The organism is Pseudonocardia sp., from assembly GCF_050250275.1.
Lineage (GTDB): Bacteria > Actinomycetota > Actinomycetes > Mycobacteriales > Pseudonocardiaceae > Pseudonocardia.
Genome location: NZ_JBFWOY010000049.1, coordinates 1 through 15461, shown reverse-complemented (window position 1 = coordinate 15461; position 15461 = coordinate 1). Strand labels below are relative to the sequence as shown.

Annotated in this window: 14 protein-coding genes; 3 read left to right on the top strand and 11 right to left on the bottom strand. The window is 74.6% G+C overall.

Annotation, left to right across the window (positions count from 1 at the left end; all coding sequences use genetic code 11):
* Positions 1–9: 9 nt before the first annotated feature.
* The 7 genes from hpnH to hpnC are packed head-to-tail and all read right to left on the bottom strand — an operon-like array spanning position 10 to position 8823.
* Positions 10–1014, bottom strand: a complete 1005-nt coding sequence (gene hpnH / locus AB7F12_RS29770; protein WP_428502618.1) for an adenosyl-hopene transferase HpnH — start codon at positions 1012–1014, stop codon at positions 10–12.
* Positions 1014–2543: a 4-hydroxy-3-methylbut-2-enyl diphosphate reductase gene (ispH, locus tag AB7F12_RS29765; protein ID WP_428516236.1), complete on the bottom strand. Its 1530-nt coding sequence runs from the start codon at positions 2541–2543 to the stop codon at positions 1014–1016. Before ispH ends, hpnH begins: the two co-directional genes overlap by 1 nt.
* The gene (gene shc / locus AB7F12_RS29760; RefSeq protein WP_428502154.1) at positions 2540–4444 is read right to left on the bottom strand and encodes a squalene--hopene cyclase; all 1905 of its coding nucleotides are present in this window, start codon (positions 4442–4444) and stop codon (positions 2540–2542) included. The genes ispH and shc overlap by 4 nt, the downstream gene beginning before the upstream one ends.
* Entirely contained in the window at positions 4444–5487 is a 1044-nt protein-coding gene (locus tag AB7F12_RS29755) for a polyprenyl synthetase family protein (RefSeq protein ID WP_428502152.1), read from the bottom strand. Before AB7F12_RS29755 ends, shc begins: the two co-directional genes overlap by 1 nt.
* Positions 5484–6893: a hydroxysqualene dehydroxylase HpnE gene (gene hpnE / locus AB7F12_RS29750; protein ID WP_428502151.1), complete on the bottom strand. Its 1410-nt coding sequence runs from the start codon at positions 6891–6893 to the stop codon at positions 5484–5486. The genes AB7F12_RS29755 and hpnE overlap by 4 nt, the downstream gene beginning before the upstream one ends.
* Positions 6890–7822, bottom strand: a complete 933-nt coding sequence (locus AB7F12_RS29745; RefSeq protein WP_428502150.1) for a squalene/phytoene synthase family protein — start codon at positions 7820–7822, stop codon at positions 6890–6892. Before AB7F12_RS29745 ends, hpnE begins: the two co-directional genes overlap by 4 nt.
* Complete coding sequence (gene hpnC / locus AB7F12_RS29740) at positions 7819–8823, bottom strand: squalene synthase HpnC (protein ID WP_428502149.1); 1005 nt, start codon at positions 8821–8823, stop codon at positions 7819–7821. Before hpnC ends, AB7F12_RS29745 begins: the two co-directional genes overlap by 4 nt.
* Positions 8824–8949: 126 nt before the next feature.
* On the opposite strand from hpnC, the gene AB7F12_RS29735 reads away from it, so the two are divergent.
* A complete protein-coding gene (locus AB7F12_RS29735) occupies positions 8950–10140 on the top strand; it encodes a PucR family transcriptional regulator (protein WP_428502148.1) in 1191 nt (396 codons plus the stop codon).
* Here the strand turns inward: AB7F12_RS29735 and AB7F12_RS29730 are convergent.
* A complete protein-coding gene (locus AB7F12_RS29730; protein WP_428502147.1) occupies positions 10127–10777 on the bottom strand; it encodes a class II aldolase/adducin family protein in 651 nt (216 codons plus the stop codon). The two genes, AB7F12_RS29735 and AB7F12_RS29730, sit on opposite strands and share 14 nt — an antisense overlap.
* A gap of 19 nt (positions 10778–10796) precedes the next feature.
* Here AB7F12_RS29730 and AB7F12_RS29725 point away from each other — a divergent pair, with 19 nt between their 5' ends.
* Positions 10797–12233: an FGGY-family carbohydrate kinase gene (locus AB7F12_RS29725; RefSeq protein ID WP_428502146.1), complete on the top strand. Its 1437-nt coding sequence runs from the start codon at positions 10797–10799 to the stop codon at positions 12231–12233.
* Between the two features lie 6 nt (positions 12234–12239).
* Here AB7F12_RS29725 and AB7F12_RS29720 read toward each other — a convergent pair whose 3' ends face one another.
* The gene (locus AB7F12_RS29720; RefSeq protein WP_428502145.1) at positions 12240–12809 is read right to left on the bottom strand and encodes a hypothetical protein; all 570 of its coding nucleotides are present in this window, start codon (positions 12807–12809) and stop codon (positions 12240–12242) included.
* 241 nt (positions 12810–13050) lie between these two features.
* On the opposite strand from AB7F12_RS29720, the gene AB7F12_RS29715 reads away from it, so the two are divergent.
* Complete coding sequence (locus AB7F12_RS29715) at positions 13051–13173, top strand: hypothetical protein (RefSeq protein ID WP_428502144.1); 123 nt, start codon at positions 13051–13053, stop codon at positions 13171–13173.
* 177 nt (positions 13174–13350) lie between these two features.
* Here AB7F12_RS29715 and AB7F12_RS29710 read toward each other — a convergent pair whose 3' ends face one another.
* Both AB7F12_RS29710 and AB7F12_RS29705 read right to left on the bottom strand, forming a co-directional pair.
* On the bottom strand, positions 13351–13701 hold the full coding sequence (locus AB7F12_RS29710; RefSeq protein ID WP_428498296.1) for a hypothetical protein: 351 nt from the start codon (positions 13699–13701) through the stop codon (positions 13351–13353).
* Between the two features lie 25 nt (positions 13702–13726).
* A complete protein-coding gene (locus AB7F12_RS29705) occupies positions 13727–15427 on the bottom strand; it encodes a sodium:solute symporter family protein (RefSeq protein WP_428498297.1) in 1701 nt (566 codons plus the stop codon).
* Positions 15428–15461: the final 34 nt, after the last annotated feature.

Here is a 15461-nt window from a genome sequence, read left to right as displayed (position 1 = left end):
GGCGACCCCTCAGCTTCCGGTCGCGGCGCGCAGTGACTCGCGCAACGACCCCATCGTCGCGAAGACTGCCGACGGCTCGTACCCGCAGTGCGCCATGCAGTTCGCGCACCGCTCGTCCTTACCGCGGCCGAACGCGTCCCAGTCCGTCCCGTCGATGAGTTCCCTGTACGTGGAGACGTACCCGTCGTCGAGCAGATAACACGGCTTCTGCCAACCCAGCAGGGAGTAGGACGGAATCGCCCACGCCGTGCAGCTCAGGTCGACCTTGCCCTCCAGGAAGTCGAGGAAGACCGGCGAGTGGTTGAGCCGCCACTTCTTGCGCCGTCCGCCGTCGAACGCCTTGCGGAACAGCTCGCGGGTCTGCTCGACACCGAGCCAGTGCTCCTGGTCGGGCGCCTTCTCGTAGGCGTAGCCGGGGGAGATCTGCATGTTGTCGACGCCGAGCTCGTCGTTGAGGTAGTCGAGGACGTCGATGACGTCCTGCGGGGTGTCGGTGTCGAAGAACGTCGTGTTGGTGTTGACCCGGAACCCCCGCTCCTGGGCCTGCCTGATCGCGGCGACGGCCTGGTCGAACACGCCGTCCTTGCTGACCGAGGCGTCGTGGCGCTCGCGCAGGCCGTCGATGTGGACCATCCACGCGAAGTTCTTGTGGGGGGTGAACCTGTGGATGTGCCGGGGCAGCAGCACGGCGTTGGTGCACAGGAACACGATCTTGTTGCGGTCGAGCAGCTGCCGGACGATCTCGTCGATCTGCGGGTGCATCAGCGGCTCGCCGCCCGCGATCGACACCATCGGGGCGCCGGACTCCTCGATCGCCGCGACCGCCTGCTCGACGGGCATGCGCTGCTTGAGCAGTGCGGCGGGCTGCTGGATCTTTCCGCACCCGTTGCACTTCAGGTTGCACGCGAACAGCGGTTCGAGCTCGACGAGCAGCGGGAACTTCTCGACGCGCTTGATCTTCTGCTTCATCAGGTACGCGCCCAGCCGCACGGACTGGCGCATCGGCATCGCCATTACCGGCTCACCTCCTTGGGAAGGGTGAATGTGACGTTCTCGGAAACGGTCGGGGTGGCCGCGACGGTCACCGGGCCGAGCCCGGACACACAGGAGACGACCTCGTCGACGAGGTCGTCGGGGGCGGACGCGCCCGCCGACAGCCCGACCCGGCGCACACCGGAAAGCCAGGTCAGGTCGAGCTCGCCGACGTCGTCGACGAGGTGGGCGGGCACGCCCTGACGGGCGGCGACCTCGGCGAGGCGCCGCGAGTTGGACGAGTTGGGGGAGCCGACGACGAGCACCAGGTCGACGTCGGCGGCGACCGCGCGGATGGCCTGCTGCCGGTTGGTCGTGGCGTAGCAGATGTCGTCCTGGCGGGGCGCGCGGATCGCGGGGAACCGCTCGCGCAGGACCGCCGCGATCCGCATCGCCTCGTCGACGGCCAGCGTCGTCTGCATCGCGTAGGCGACACGGCCCGGGTCGGGCACGTCGACGGTGCGGGCGGCCTGCTCGTCCTCGACGACCCTGATCTGCGAGGGCGCCTCGCCGACGGTGCCCTCGACCTCCTCGTGGTCGGCGTGCCCGATGAGCAGGACGGTCTGGCCGCGCCCGGTGTGCCGCTTGACCTCGGTGTGGACCTTGGCCACGAGCGGGCAGGTGGCGTCGACGACGGACAGGCCGCGGGCGTCGGCGTCGGCGCGCACGGCGGGGGAGACGCCGTGGGCGGCCAGGACGACGTGGGCGCCGCGGGGCACCTCGTCGACCTCCTGGACGAAGACCGCGCCCCGCTCGGTGAGCCGGCGCACGACGTGGGCGTTGTGCACGATCTGGCGGCGCACGTAGACGGGGGCGCCGAACCGGTCGATGGCCCGGTCGACGATCTCGATGGCCCGTTCCACACCGGCGCAGAACGAGCGGGGCTCGGCGAGCCGGACGGTGCGCGCCCCGGTGGCGTCGAGCCAGGCGCGCAGCGCGGGCGCCGCGCGGCGCAGGGTGCGCAGCGCGGTGAGCCCCCGCACGGGGGTCCCCGGGCGCAGCAGCGGCGCGGCGGGGGTGTCGACGACGACGCGCACCACCGCGAACGGTCCGCCCGCCGCAGCGGCGGCGAGGTCGGCCGACTCCATGTCCACGGCGAGGGCCCCGGTAGTGGCCAGCGCGGTCCGGGCGTCGCCGTCGACGACCTGGGCGGTGGTGACGACCGGTCCGACGTGCACGCGCAGGCCCAGCGCGCGCAGCGCCGCCGCGAGGGGTCGCGCGGTGGGGACGGCGACGGCGCCCCGGCCGCCGGACGCGTCGCGGATCTCGTCGGCGACGACGACGTCGCCGGGCCGGACCTGCGGCGCGAGGGCGCCGGCGACCCCGGCGACGAGCACCGGCCGTGGGCCGTCGGCGCCGAGCGTGCGGGCCGCCGCGCCCGAGCGCCTGCCCATCCCGGTGCGGACGATCCGCACCCCGCGCAGGGCGGCGACGTCGAGGGCGCGGCGTTCGACGCCCAGCGGTGCGCACACCACGGGCGGTCCGAGCGCGTCCGGCGCGGCGGCCCTCACGACGGGTGCCCGTTCACGTAGCGGCCGAGCGCCGAGATGGGGAAGACCATCCGGTACAGGTGGTAGCGGATGTAGAAGGCGCCGGGGAAGCCGGTTCCGGTGTAGAGCGTCTCCTCCCACGACCCGTCCGCGAGCTGGGTGTCGACGAGGTACTGCACGCCGCGGGTCGTGGCCGCCGAGTCGCGCTCCCCGGCGGCGAGCAGCGCGAGCAGCGCCCACGCGGTCTGCGACGCCGTCGAGGCGCCCCGGCCGATCCACGCGGGGTCGGAGTAGGAGCGCAGGTCCTCGCCCCAGCCGCCGTCGTCGTTCTGGTGGCGTTCGAGCCAGGCGACGGCGCGCCGGATCGGCGGGGTGTCGGGGTCGACGCCCCCGGCGACGAGCGCGGGGACGACACCACCGGTGCCGTAGACGTGGTTGGCGCCCCAGCGGCCGAACCAGGAGCCGTCGCGTTCCTGCGCGGCCAGCAGCCAGTCGACGCCGCGGCGGCACTCCTCGGTGCCGGCGAGCCCCTCCGCGGCCAGCATCTCCACGACGTGCGCGGTGACGTCGGCCGACGGCGGGTCGATGACGGCGCCGAAGTCGCAGAACGGCAGCTTCGTGACGAGGACGCGGGTGTTGTCGGCGTCGAAGGCACCCCAGCCGCCGTCGCGCGACTGCATCCCGACCGACCAGGCGACGCCGCGGTCGACCGCCGCGCGGACGCGGTCGGGCGCGGGGTGGGCGACCCGGCGCAGCGCGAGGACCACCTCGGCGGTGTCGTCGGTGTCGGGGTAGCCGTCGTTGTCGAACTCGAAGGCCCAGCCGCCGGTGGGGACGTCGGGGCGCCGGACGGCCCAGTCGCCGCGCACCCCCGTGACCTCCTCGGCGAGCATCCAGTCGGTGGCCGCGAGGACGTCGGGGTCGTCGGCGGGGACTCCGGCGTCGAGCAGCGCGGTCACGGCCAGGCACGTGTCCCACACCGGCGACTGGCAGGCCTCCAGGCGGCGCACCACGCCGTCGGGGGTGTCCTCGCGGATCAGGAACCGGTCCAGCCCGCGCAGGCCGGCGGCGACGGCGGGGTGGTCGAGCGGGTAGCCCAGCAGGTGCAGGCAGAGCAGCGAGTACACCCACGGCGGCTGGATGCCGCCCCACGAGCCGTCGGCCTCCTGGCGGGCCAGCACCCACTCCGCGGCCCGGCGCATCGCGAGCCTGCGCACGCCGCGCAGCGGGCGCCGGGAGTAGGCGTGCAGCACCGTGTCGAGGCGCTGGAACGCCCCGGCCCAGGTCCACGGCTTCGCGGGCGGCGGCGCGGCAGCGCCGGTGCGCAGCTCGTCGACCCCGAAGGGGAGCGGGCGGCAGGGCCGCAGCGTCGCGACCACCGTGAGCGGGACGACGGTCTGGCGGGCCCAGCACGCCCAGTCGTAGACGTTGAGCGGGAACCACTTCGGCAGGAAGATCAGCTCGGGCGGCATGTCGGGCAGCTCGTCCCACGACCACAGCCCGAACAGCGCCAGCCAGATCCGGGTGAAGACGCGGCTGCGCTCCAGCCCACCCTCCCGCAGCACGAACGCCTCGGCCCGGCGCATGTGCTCCTCGGCCGGATCGTCGCCCGCCAGCCGCAGCGCCACCCAGGCCTCGATGCTCGTCGACAGGTCGGCCGGGCCGTCCTGGAACGTCGCCCAGCTGCCGTCGGCGCGCTGGCGGGAGCGGATCCAGCGGGCCGCCTCGGCGGTCTCGGTGTCGGTGCGGATGCCCAGGAACTCGCGCAGCAGCAGGTCCTCGGCGTCCATCGTCACGTTGGTCTCGAGCTCGCCCTGCCACCAGCCGTCGGGGTGCCGGCCGGCGCGCAGGAACGCGACGGCGGCGTCCAGCGCGGCCCGCGGCGTGCGGGTCGCGGAACGCTCCGGCGCGGTGAGCGTCATCAGAACTCCCTGTCGACGAGGTGGTGGGCCAGCGCGACGAGCTCCGCGGTGGGGCCGGGGGAGAGCCCGGCGCCGGTGACGGCGTCGAGGGCGAGGTCGCGGCGGCGACGGGCCTGCGCAGCGGCCCACTCGCGGCCGCCGCCCTGTTCGACGAGGTGCGCCGCGGCGTGCAGCTCGTCGTCCGTGGCGTCGCCGTCGGTGGCCAGCCACCGCGCCAGCTCCCGGCCCGCGCCGCCACCGTGGCGGATCGCGTACGTCACCGGCAGCGACTTCTTGCGCGACCGCAGGTCCGACAGCACCGGCTTGCCGGTGATCCCCGGGTCGCCCCAGATCCCGAGCAGGTCGTCGACCAGCTGGAACGCCATCCCGACCTCGTGGCCGTAGACGTGCAGCGCCTCGGTCCGGGCGGCCGGGGCCCCGGCCAGCACGGCACCGATCGACGCGCTCGCCGCGAGCAGCGACCCCGTCTTGCCCGACGCCATCGACAGGCACTCCTCGACGCCGACGTCGTCGCGGGTCTCGAACGCGAGGTCCTCGGCCTGGCCGCGGATCAGCTCCCGGGTGGTGACGGCCAGCAGCCGCGCCGCGGTGGCGGCGTGCGGCGACGGCGCCTCGAGCAGCACCTCCTGGGCGAGGGCGAGCATGGCGTCGCCGCACAGGATCGCCGACGACGCCCCCCACTGCGCCCACACCGTCGTGCGGTGGCGGCGTTCGGTGTCGCCGTCCATCAGGTCGTCGTGGAGCAACGAGAAGTTGTGCACCAGCTCGACCGCGACCGCGCCCGGCACGCCGGTGGCGACGTCGGCGCCCGCCGCGGTGGCCGAGAGCAGCGCCAGCGCGGGCCGGACCGCCTTGCCCCCACCCGCGCCCGGTGAGCCGTCGAGCTCGGTCCAGCCCAGGTGGTAGCGGGCCTGGGTGCGCCCGGCCTCGTCGAGCCGGTCGACGGCGGCCTGCAGCGCCGGGGTGACGGTGTCGCGGCCGCGGCGCAGCACCCGGGTCGCGACGTCGCGGTGGTCGCTGGAACGGCCGAGGGTCGCGGTCATCGCGCCACCCCCGCGGCGACGAGCGGGCGGGCGAGCGCGGCCGCCGCGGCCGCCTCCCCGGAGCGCACCGCGCCCTCCATGGTCGCGGGCCAGCCCGTCGCGGTCCATGCCCCGGCCACCGTCAGACCGGGCAGCGCGGTGACGGGTCCGGGGCGCAGCGCGGCCTGCCCGGGCGCGGCCCGGAAGGTGGCGTGCGGCTCGCGCGTCACGAAGAAGTCGAGGACCCGCGCCGAGGCGGCGTCGGGGAGGACCGCCGCGAGCGCCGGCAGCATCAGCTCGCGCAGGGCCGCCAGCGGCGTCCCGACGAGGTCGTCGGCCGCCGACAGCGACACCACGACGTACTGGGCTCCCGCCGGGTGCACCGCACGCGTCCCCGACGACCCGGTGCGGTCGAACATCCACTGCACCGGGCTGTCCACGGCCGCGGCGACGTCGTGGTGCAGCACCCGGCGGTCGTAGACGACGTGCACGCCGACGATCGGGGAGCTGCCGAGCCGCTCGGCCCACCCCTGCGGGAGATCGAACGCCCCCTCCGGCAGCAGCCGGGCGGCGACGGTGGGCGGGACGGCGGACACGATCCGGTCGACCACGATCTCCTCCTCTCCGCCGGAACCGTCGCCGGGTCCGGCCTGCGCGTGCGTCTCGTGCGTGGGTGCGACGGCGACCCGCCAGCCGTCGGGACCCGCGGTGAGCGAACGGACCTTCGCCGAGGTCCGGACGTCGACACCGGCGGCCTCCAGTGCGCGGCGGGCCGCGTCGTCGTGCAGGCGCCCCAGCGGGACCCGGGCCCAGCCGAGGTCGCCCGCGGCGGTGTCGGTGAGCAGCCCCAGCTGGAACACCGTGGCCGCCAGGGCGAGGGAGGCGTCGGCGGCGCGGGCGTTGAGCGTCGCGATCCCGACGAGGTCCCACAGCGTCTCGACGGCCCGCGCGCTCTGCCCGTGCGCGGCGAGCCAGTCGCCGAAGCCGCGGGCGTCGGCCTCCGCGGAGGCCGGGTCGACACGGCCCAGCGCGAGCGCGGCGCGCAGGACGCGGAGCCGGTCGGCGCGCGGCACGGGTGCGTAGCGCAGCAGCGCCGCCCCCAGGTGCAGGGGAGCGGGTAACCCGTTGCGGCGCAGCCGCGACGGTCGCGCCCCGGGCGCGAGGACGGGGATGTCGAGACGGTCCTGCAGCGTGACGGCGTCGCGGACCCCGAGCCGGTCGAGGAACGCCAGGTAGGAGGTGCAGCACCGCAGGACGACGTGCTGGCCGGTGTCGACGTCGAGCTCGCCGCGGCGGAACGAGCCCGCGACCCCGCCGAGGCGCGCCCGCGACTCCCACAACGTCACCCGGGCGCCGGCGTCGGCGCAGCGCAGCGCGGCGGCGACCCCGGCGAGCCCGCCCCCGACCACCCCGACGCGCACGGTCACACCCGCACACCTCCCGGCGCCCGCCCGGCCAGCGCCTGCACCGCGACGCCGACCTTCTGCCGCCCCGACAGCGACCGGCGCTGGTGGTAGACCGACGGCGGGTCGGCGGCGATGTCGTCGAGGAGCCGGCGGTAGATGCCGGCCATCGCGGTCGCGCAGGCGGCGCTGCGCCGGTCGAGCAGCGGGACCAGCCGCAGCCCGTCGGCGTACCACTGCCGGGCCCGGTCGGCCGAGAACCGGATCAGCTCCGCCAGCCCGCCGTCCGGGTCGGCGAGGTTGCCGCGGTCGTCGAGGCGTAGGTCCACACCGAACCGGTCGAGCTCGGCGGCCGGCAGGTAGACGCGGCCGTTGCCGAGGTCCTCGCGGATGTCACGCAGGATGTTCGTCTGCTGCAGCGCGATGCCCAGCGCGTCGGCGAACACGGGGGCCTGCGGGTCCGGCCGGGACCCGAAGATGCCCAGGCACAGCCGCCCCACCGAGCCCGCGACCTGGCGGCAGTAGCCGGCCATGTCGTCGAACGTCGCGTAGGGGGCGCTCGCGCCGGGCTCGTCGTCCATCCGCACGTCGGCCTCGACGCCGTCGACGAGCTCGTCGAACGCGCCGAGCGGGATCGGGTAGTGCCGGGCGGCGTCGGTGACCGCGACCATGACGGGGTCGCGCGGATCGGGCTCGGCCTCGCGGGCCTGCCGCACCGACGTGCGGACCTGCTCCAGCGCCGCCAGCTTGCCCTCCGTCGACGGGTCCCCACCGGCGTCGCCGTCGCCGATGTCGTCGATGCGCCGGGCCAGCGCGTACACCGCCGACAGCGCCGCCCGCTTGCGGGGCGGGAGCAGCCGGATGCCGTAGTAGAAGTTCCGCGCCTGGTCCCGCGTGATCGCCTCGCTCGCCGCGTAGGCGCGCTCGACGGGGGTGGACGGGCTGCGGCTCATACGGCGCCCTGCTCTCGGGACTCGGGTTCTCGGGACCGGGGTTCTCGGGACTCGCGTTCTCGGGTGCGGGGCCCCCGTGCCGGACGGGTCAGGTCGCGGACCAGATGCCGGACGACGTCGCGGCGCCTCGCCTCAGGGGCACCGGCGAGGACGTCGAAGTCGCTGCGGCGCAACGCGTCCGCGGCGGCCCGGCCACCCGCGACGTACCCGGTGACCGCGACCCGGGCCCAGCCGTGCAGCCGGCCGAGCAGCGGGGTCCCCTCGTCGAGCAGCGCGCACGCCCGGCCGGTGACCTCGGCGAGCAGCGCGCGCAGCGCGGGGGAGGCGTGCGGGGCGTCGAGGTCGGCCTCCATGACGCCGAAGGACGCCAGGTCGTCGGCGGGCAGGTAGATCCGGCCGCGGGCACGGTCCTCGGCGACGTCCTGGCAGTGCTCGAGGATCTGCAGGGCGGTGCAGATCCGGTCGGACCAGCGTTGCAGGTCCGACCCGGGGGGCGCGTCCACGCCGAACACCGCGAGGACCATCCGCCCGATCGGGTCGGCCGACAGCACGCAGTAGGCGAGCAGGTCGCCCCACGTGCGGTACCGCGTGACGTACTGGTCGGCGAGGTTGGCCGCGACGAGCCGCTCGAACGGCTCCCGGGTGAGCCCGCAGGCCCACGCCGTGGGCACCAGGCGGCGCAGGACGGGCGCCTCGGGCCCGGGACCGTCGTCCCACACCCGGCGCAGGTCCGTGCACAGCCCGTGCAGCCGCGCGGTCCGGCCGGCGGCCTCCTCGGCCGTGACAGGGTGCCGATCCTGTTGCGCCCCTTCGGAATCACCGTCGCCGATGTCGTCGATGACGCGAACGACGTCGTAGACCGCGCGCAGGTGGGCACGGGTCACCGCCGGAAGCACCCGCAGTGCCACCGGGAAGTTCTCGGACCGCTCCGCGTCCCGCAGCCGCGCCTGGACCGGCGCCGCCGCGGGCACCGGCGCCGCCCCCGTCCGCCGATCCCCCACGGACCGAATCCTGCTCCCGTCGGGTGCGTGATCTCTGCGCACCTGCGGTTAATTCTGGACGCCCGGACTTGTCACATCCTGATAAATCGCGTGAGCGGCATACCCCGACAGGCGTAGAAAAGATGTGTGGACGTTCAGGACCCGTCCCTGACCGAGTTGCTCCCGGTGCTGGCGGACCGCCTCCCCGCGCTGCTCGCCGAGGTGCGCTCCGCACTCGGCGAGGAGTGGCCCGACTACGCCGACTTCCTCGACGAGCACCAGGTCGAGGTCGCCGTGGCCGCCGATGCCGCGCTGCGCCGCCTCGTCACGATGGCCGGCGCGTCGACGTCCGACAACGGCATCGGGCCCGAACTGTTCGAGGAGATCGGCCGCATCCAGTGGCGCGAGGGCCGCGACCTCTCGGCCCTGCTCGGCGCCTACCAGGTCGGGGCGCGCGTCTGCTGGCACCACGTGTCCGCGGCGGCCGTCGAGATCGGCGTCGAGCCCCGCACACTGGCCTCCCTCGCCGAGGCGGTGTTCTTCTTCGTCGACAAGCTCTCGTCGTCCTCGGCGCGCGGCTACGTCCTCGAACAGTCCGAGGAAGCCGCCACCCGCGAACGCCAGCGCGACGAGCTCGTCGGGCTCCTGCTGTCCGACCGCGCCGACCAGGCCGCCGTCCGCGCCGCCGCCGCCCGCGCGGGCTGGACCGTCCCCGGCGAGGTCGGGGTCGTCCTCATCCAGCGCGACAGCCCCATCGGGCACCGCGTCCTCGCCCGCATGGACGCCTCCTGCCTGGTGTTCAGCCGCCCACCGCTGCTGGGCGCGATCGTCCCCGACCCGTCGCGGCCCGGGCTGCGCCGCCGGCTCGGTCTGACGCTGCGCGGCGCGGGCGCCGTCGTCGGGGTGGCCGTGCCGCCCGACCGGCTGCCCGCGAGCCTCCAGATCGCCGAGATCGCCGCCCGCCTGCAACGCACCGGCGTCCTCGTCGACGACCCCGTGTTCACCGACGAACACCTCGACGCGATCATCGTCCACCGCGAACCGCGGCTGCTCGAGGCGCTGCGGGGGCAGGTCCTGGGCCCGCTGAAGGAGGCGACCCCGGCGTCGCGGGAGCGGCTCGTCGAGACCCTGGGGGCGTGGCTGCGGCACATGGGCGACCGGCAGGCCATCGCCGCCGAGCTGCACGTGCACCCGCAGACCGTGCGCTACCGCCTGGCCAAGCTGCACGAGCTGTTCGGCGACGACCTCGACGACCCCGAGATGCGGGCCCGGTTGATGCTGGCCCTGTCGTGGGGGGAGCCGCACGCCCCGGCCGCCGAGCCGGTCAGCTCGTCGTAGGGTCGCGCGGCTGTCCGTAGCCCGCCAGCATGGCCGCGACGCGGTCGATCTCGTCGGGCGGCAACAACCGTGGGGTGCCCGCGAGGCTCGCCTGGTGCCACAACCGGCACAGCCACTCCAGGTACAGGCTGCGGGTGTAGGCCGTCGCCAGGTCCGGGCCGTGCGTGGTGGCGCCGTGGTTGCGCAGGATGACCGCGCTGCGCCCCGCCATCGCCGCGACGCCCACCTCGGCCAGCTCGGCCGTCCCGTACGTCGCATACGGTGCCACCCGGACCGGGCCGCCCAGCGTCGCGACCATGTAGTGCACCGCGGGCAGCTCGTCGAGCAGCAGCGACACCGCCGTCGCGTACAGCGGATGGGTGTGCACGACCGCGCCCGCGTCGGTCGCCCGGTACACCGCGAGGTGCATGGGCAGCTCGCTCGACGGCACCGGGCCGGCCTCGGCCGGCCTCCCCTGCAGATCCACGACGCACACCCCGGCCGGGGTCAGCTCCTCGTAGGCGACACCGCTGGGCGTGACCGCCACCAGCTCGCCCACCCGCACACTGATGTTGCCCGACGTCGCGACCGTCAGATCGTCCGCGCGCATCCGCAGGCAGTGCTCGACGACGGCCTCACGCGCTCCCTGCAGCAGCATGGCCGATATCGTCGCTGCCGTGACTGTGGCCGACCCCGGCGGGCCCGTGTGGCTGGGCATCGACCTCGGCACACAAGGTGTGCGCGCCGTCGCCGTCGACGCCGCGGGAGGTGTCGTCGGCACGGGGGCGGCGCCGCTGCGCCGCGACGTGCGCGACGGGCCGCGCCACGAACAGGACCCCGCCGAGTGGTGGACGGCCACGTGCACCGCCGCCGGTATCGCGGTCGCCGGGCTGCGCGGTCGCCGGGTGGCCGCGATCGCCGTCGACTCCACCTCCGGCACGCTCGCCGTCCAGGACCGCCACGGCCGGCCCGTCGGCCCGGCCTGGATGTACGACGACACCCGCGCCGCCGCCCGCGTCGCCGCAGTCCAGGAGGCCGGTGAGCAGGTCTGGACGGCGCTGGGCTACCGGATGCAGGCCTCGTGGGCGCTGCCCAAGCTCGTCGAGCTCTGCGCCACCGGCGCCGTCGCTCCGGGCCACACCGTCGTCCACCAGGCCGACCACGTCGTCGCCCGGCTCGCCGGCCGCCCCGTCGCCTCCGACACCAGCCACGCCCTCAAGACCGGCTACGACCTGCGCGCCGACCGCTGGCCCGGCGACGTCCTCGACCGGCTCGGTGTCGACACCGCCGTACTGCCCGACGTCGTCGTCCCCGGCACCCGCATCGCCGCGGTCTGCGCGGCCGCGGCGCGGGCCAGCGGCATCCCGGCCGGGACGCCCGTCGTCGCCGGGATGACCGACGGCTGCGCCGCCCAGATCGCGACGGGCGCGCTCGCCCCCGGCCGGTGGTGCTCCGCCCTCGGCACGACTCTCGTCCTGAAGGGCGCGACGCCCGGTCTCGTGCGCGACGCGAGCGGCGGCGTCTACTGCCACCGCCACCCCGACGGCGGGTGGCTGCCCGGCGGCGCGTCCAACACCGGCGCCGGGGTGCTGGCACGTGACCTGCCCGGCGTCGACCCCGGCCTGCTCACTGCACCCGCGGGTGTCCCGGCCGGCGCGACGTACCCGCTGGTGGGGCGGGGGGAGCGGTTCCCGTTCACCGACCCCGCCTTCACCGGGTTCGACGTCGGTGGGCCCACGTGTGCGACCGCGGCCGAGACGTTCGCGCGGGTCGCCCACGGCGTGGCCTTCGTCGAGAGGCTGGCGTTCGACGTGCTCGCCGGGCTCGGTGCCGACGTGTCCGGCCCCGTCGTTGCGACCGGTGGGACCAGCGGCAACGACTGGTGGACGCAGCTGCGCGCCGACGTCCTCGGCCGACCGGTCTCGGTACCGGAGCAGGCCGGCTCGGCGTTCGGCGCCGCGATCCTGGCCGCCGCCCCGCGGGGTTCGCTGGCCCGCACGGCGGCGGCGATGGTGCGGTTGCGCGAGACCTTCGAGCCCCGCCCGGGCCGCGCCGACCTCGCCGACGGCTACGCCCGCCTGCGCGCCGAGCTGTCCGCCCGGGGCCTGCTGTGAGTGGGGTCAGGCGCCCGTCCAGCACCCGATGATCGTGCGGGCCACCAGCAGCGCCACCTGCGGCGGGGTGAGCGGCGGGGTACCGAGGCCCGCGGGCAGCGCCGAGTCGTCGACGACCAGGACCTTGAAGTCCTTGCGCACCACGACCGACCCGTTCGCGGTGACGAACGCGCCCTCACCCAGCCCGTCGAGGGTGTGCGCCGACCCGAGCCGGCGGGCGGTCTCGTCGAAGAACGCCGTCGTCTCCGGGACCGACGACAGCTCCTTGACCGACAGCGTGAACGCGCCGCCGGCGTAGCGGTAGCGGCACGAGTAGACGTGGTCCGACCAGGTCGGGGTGTCGATGCCCTGCGGCGCCACGGCGAGGGCTTCGGTGATGTCCTGCTCCGCCTCGTCTGAGCAGACGAGCACGGCGCTCTCGGAGGGGGTCGCACCCGCGGGCGCGGCGGTGGCCGGGGCGAGGGCCGACGGGACGGGTTGGGCCGGTGGAGGCGTCGAGCAGCCCGCGAGGACGCCCCCGAGGAGGGCGCCCCCGAGGGCGGCTGCGAGCGCGGTGCCGGGCACGGGTCGGCGCATGGCGCGCAGGGTAGAGGGCGCGGCGGGGGAGCCGGGCCCGCTTTGCGCCGTTCCTGCAGCGGGCGGCCGGGCCGGCGGGTGCACGCCGGGTGCGGATCGTGATGTGCGTCGCCTACGCTCGGTTTCGGTAACGATTCAGAAGATCGACGCGTCATACCCGGTGAGCGCGACGACGCGCCCGGCCGGACCCCGGACCCGGCCGCGAACACCCCGACACCGACCAGCATCGGAGGAACACCAGATGGCCACGATCAACCGCCGCACCGTGTGGGCCGCCATGGTCCGTAGCGCCCGCCGCTTCGACGAGTGGACCCTCGTGACGTTCAACCCCCGCATTCCCGTGGGGTCCCGCGCGGAGCGCTGAGCTGACGCCCCCGGCGCACGACCCCGGGGGAGCACGCCGAGAGGGCCGGTACCGCGTGAGCGGTACCGGCCCTCTCGGTCTGTCGGGCGGAACCCCGCCGGACGGAACTGTCCCGGCGGAACTGTGCCGGCGGAACTCCGTCGGGCGCGACTGTGCCGGGCGGTCAGTGCCCGGCGGTCAGTGCCCGGCGGGGCGGTCGTCGGCGGCCGCCTCCGCGAGCTGCTCCGGCGTCGGGGGCTTGAGCGGGCGCATCAGCACCCACACCCCGAACAGCGCCGCGACGACGAGCATGCCGATGCCCATGTCGAGGTTGATGTTGGAGCCACCCGTCTTCATCCGGTCGGCGTCGTCGGTCGCCACCAGCCCCATGATCAACAGCACCAGGCCGTAGACCACGAACAACAGCGCGATGATGGTGCGCAGGTCGAAGAGGTTGGCTGCGGCCGACGGCGGTGCGTCGGTCCCGGCGCGCGGCGCGTCGGCTGGGCCCGCCCCCGTGGGGTTGCGGCCTTCGGAAGAGTCGGTCATCCGTCTCGCTCCTTCGGTCTCGGGCTCAGATGAACAGGATGTAGAGGACGACGACCAGGATCAACACCAGCGCGGCCAGCAGCTGCGGCGAGCGGTACCAGCCGGCGTCGTCACCCTCGACCGAGTGCGTGCGGCTCGCCCGCGGCGTGAGGCTCCACACCAGGCCGGTGAGCTCGGCCTCGGGCCGCGGCTGCCCGGCCATCGAGACGGCCGCGGCGACACCGACACCGACGATGAACGCCGCGCTCGCGCCGACGAAGCTGCCCGCCTGGTTCGACAGCTGCAGCACGTCGAAGCGGACCAGCAGGTCGACGGTGACCGCCGCGACCGTGCCCGCGAGCAGGCCGATCCACGCCGCCGAGCCCGTCATCCGCTTCCAGAACAGACCGAGGATGAAGATCGCGAACAGCGGGGCGTTGAAGAAGCTGAACAGCGCCTGGATGTAGTCCATCAGGTTCTGCGAGCCCGACGCGATGAACGCGGTGCCGATCGCCAGGACGCAGCCGATCACCGTGACCCAGCGCCCGACCTGCAGGTAGTAGCGGTCGGACTTGCCGGGCTTGATCCAGTCCTGCCACAGGTCGTAGGTGAAGACCGTGTTGAAGGAGCTGATGTTGGCCGCCATGCCGGCCATGAACGCGGCGAGCAGACCGGCGATCGCGACACCCAGGATGCCGTTGGGCAGCAGCTCCTTCATGAGCAGGGTCAGCGAGTCGTTGTAGGTGATGTCGCTGCCCGCGGGCGCGGTCCCCGCCTTGACCGCCTGGATCTCCGGGAGCAGGACGGCGGCGATCATGCCGGGGATGACGACGACGAGCGGGATCAGCGCCTTCGGGAACGCGCCGATGATCGGCGTGCGCCGGGCGGCGGACATGCTCTTGGCCGACAGGGCGCGCTGGACCTCGGCGAAGTTCGTCGTCCAGTAGCCGAAGGACAGTACGAAGCCGAGGCCGAACACGATGCCGATGACCGACAGCACCGGGTTGGCGATCTCGGTGAGCTCGGTGCCCGGCCACGACGACAGCTGCTCGGCGCCGCCCGGGCCGGCGGTGACCTTCTCGACCAGGCCGTTCCAGCCGCCGACGCGGTTGAGGCCGACGAGGGTGAGCGGGATCAGCAGGGCGAGGATGACGAAGAACTGCAGGACCTCGTTGTAGATCGCGGCCGAGAGCCCGCCCAGCGTGGTGTAGGCGAGGACGACGAGCGCGGCGACCGGGATCGCGACGGTGAGCGGCCAGCCCAGCAGGGCCTCGATGATCAGGCCGAGTGCGAACAGGTTGACGCCCGCGATCAGGATCGACGCGACGGCGAAGATGACGCCCTGGATGCGCTGGGTCGTCCGGTTGAAGCGTTTGGCCAGGAACTCGGGGACGCTGCGTGCCTTCGACCCGTAGTAGAACGGCATCATCACCAGGCCCAGGAACACCATGGCCGGGACGGCGCCGATCCAGTAGTAGTGCACCGTCGCGATGCCGTACTGGGCGCCGTTGGCCATCATGCCGATGAGCTCGAGCGCGCCGAGGTTCGCGGAGATGAACGCGAGGCCGGTGACCCAGGCGGGCATCGAGCGGCCCGAGAGCAGGAAGTCGAGGCTGGAGGACACCGACCGCCGCGCCACGTAGCCGATGCCCAGCACCAGCAGGAAGTAGAAGGCGACGAGCAGGTAGTCGACGAGGTTGGCGTCGAGCCGTACGTCGGCGCTGGCCTGGGCGAGGAGGCTCGTCATGCCACCCTCCACGCGGAGTGGCGTGGTCCGTGCC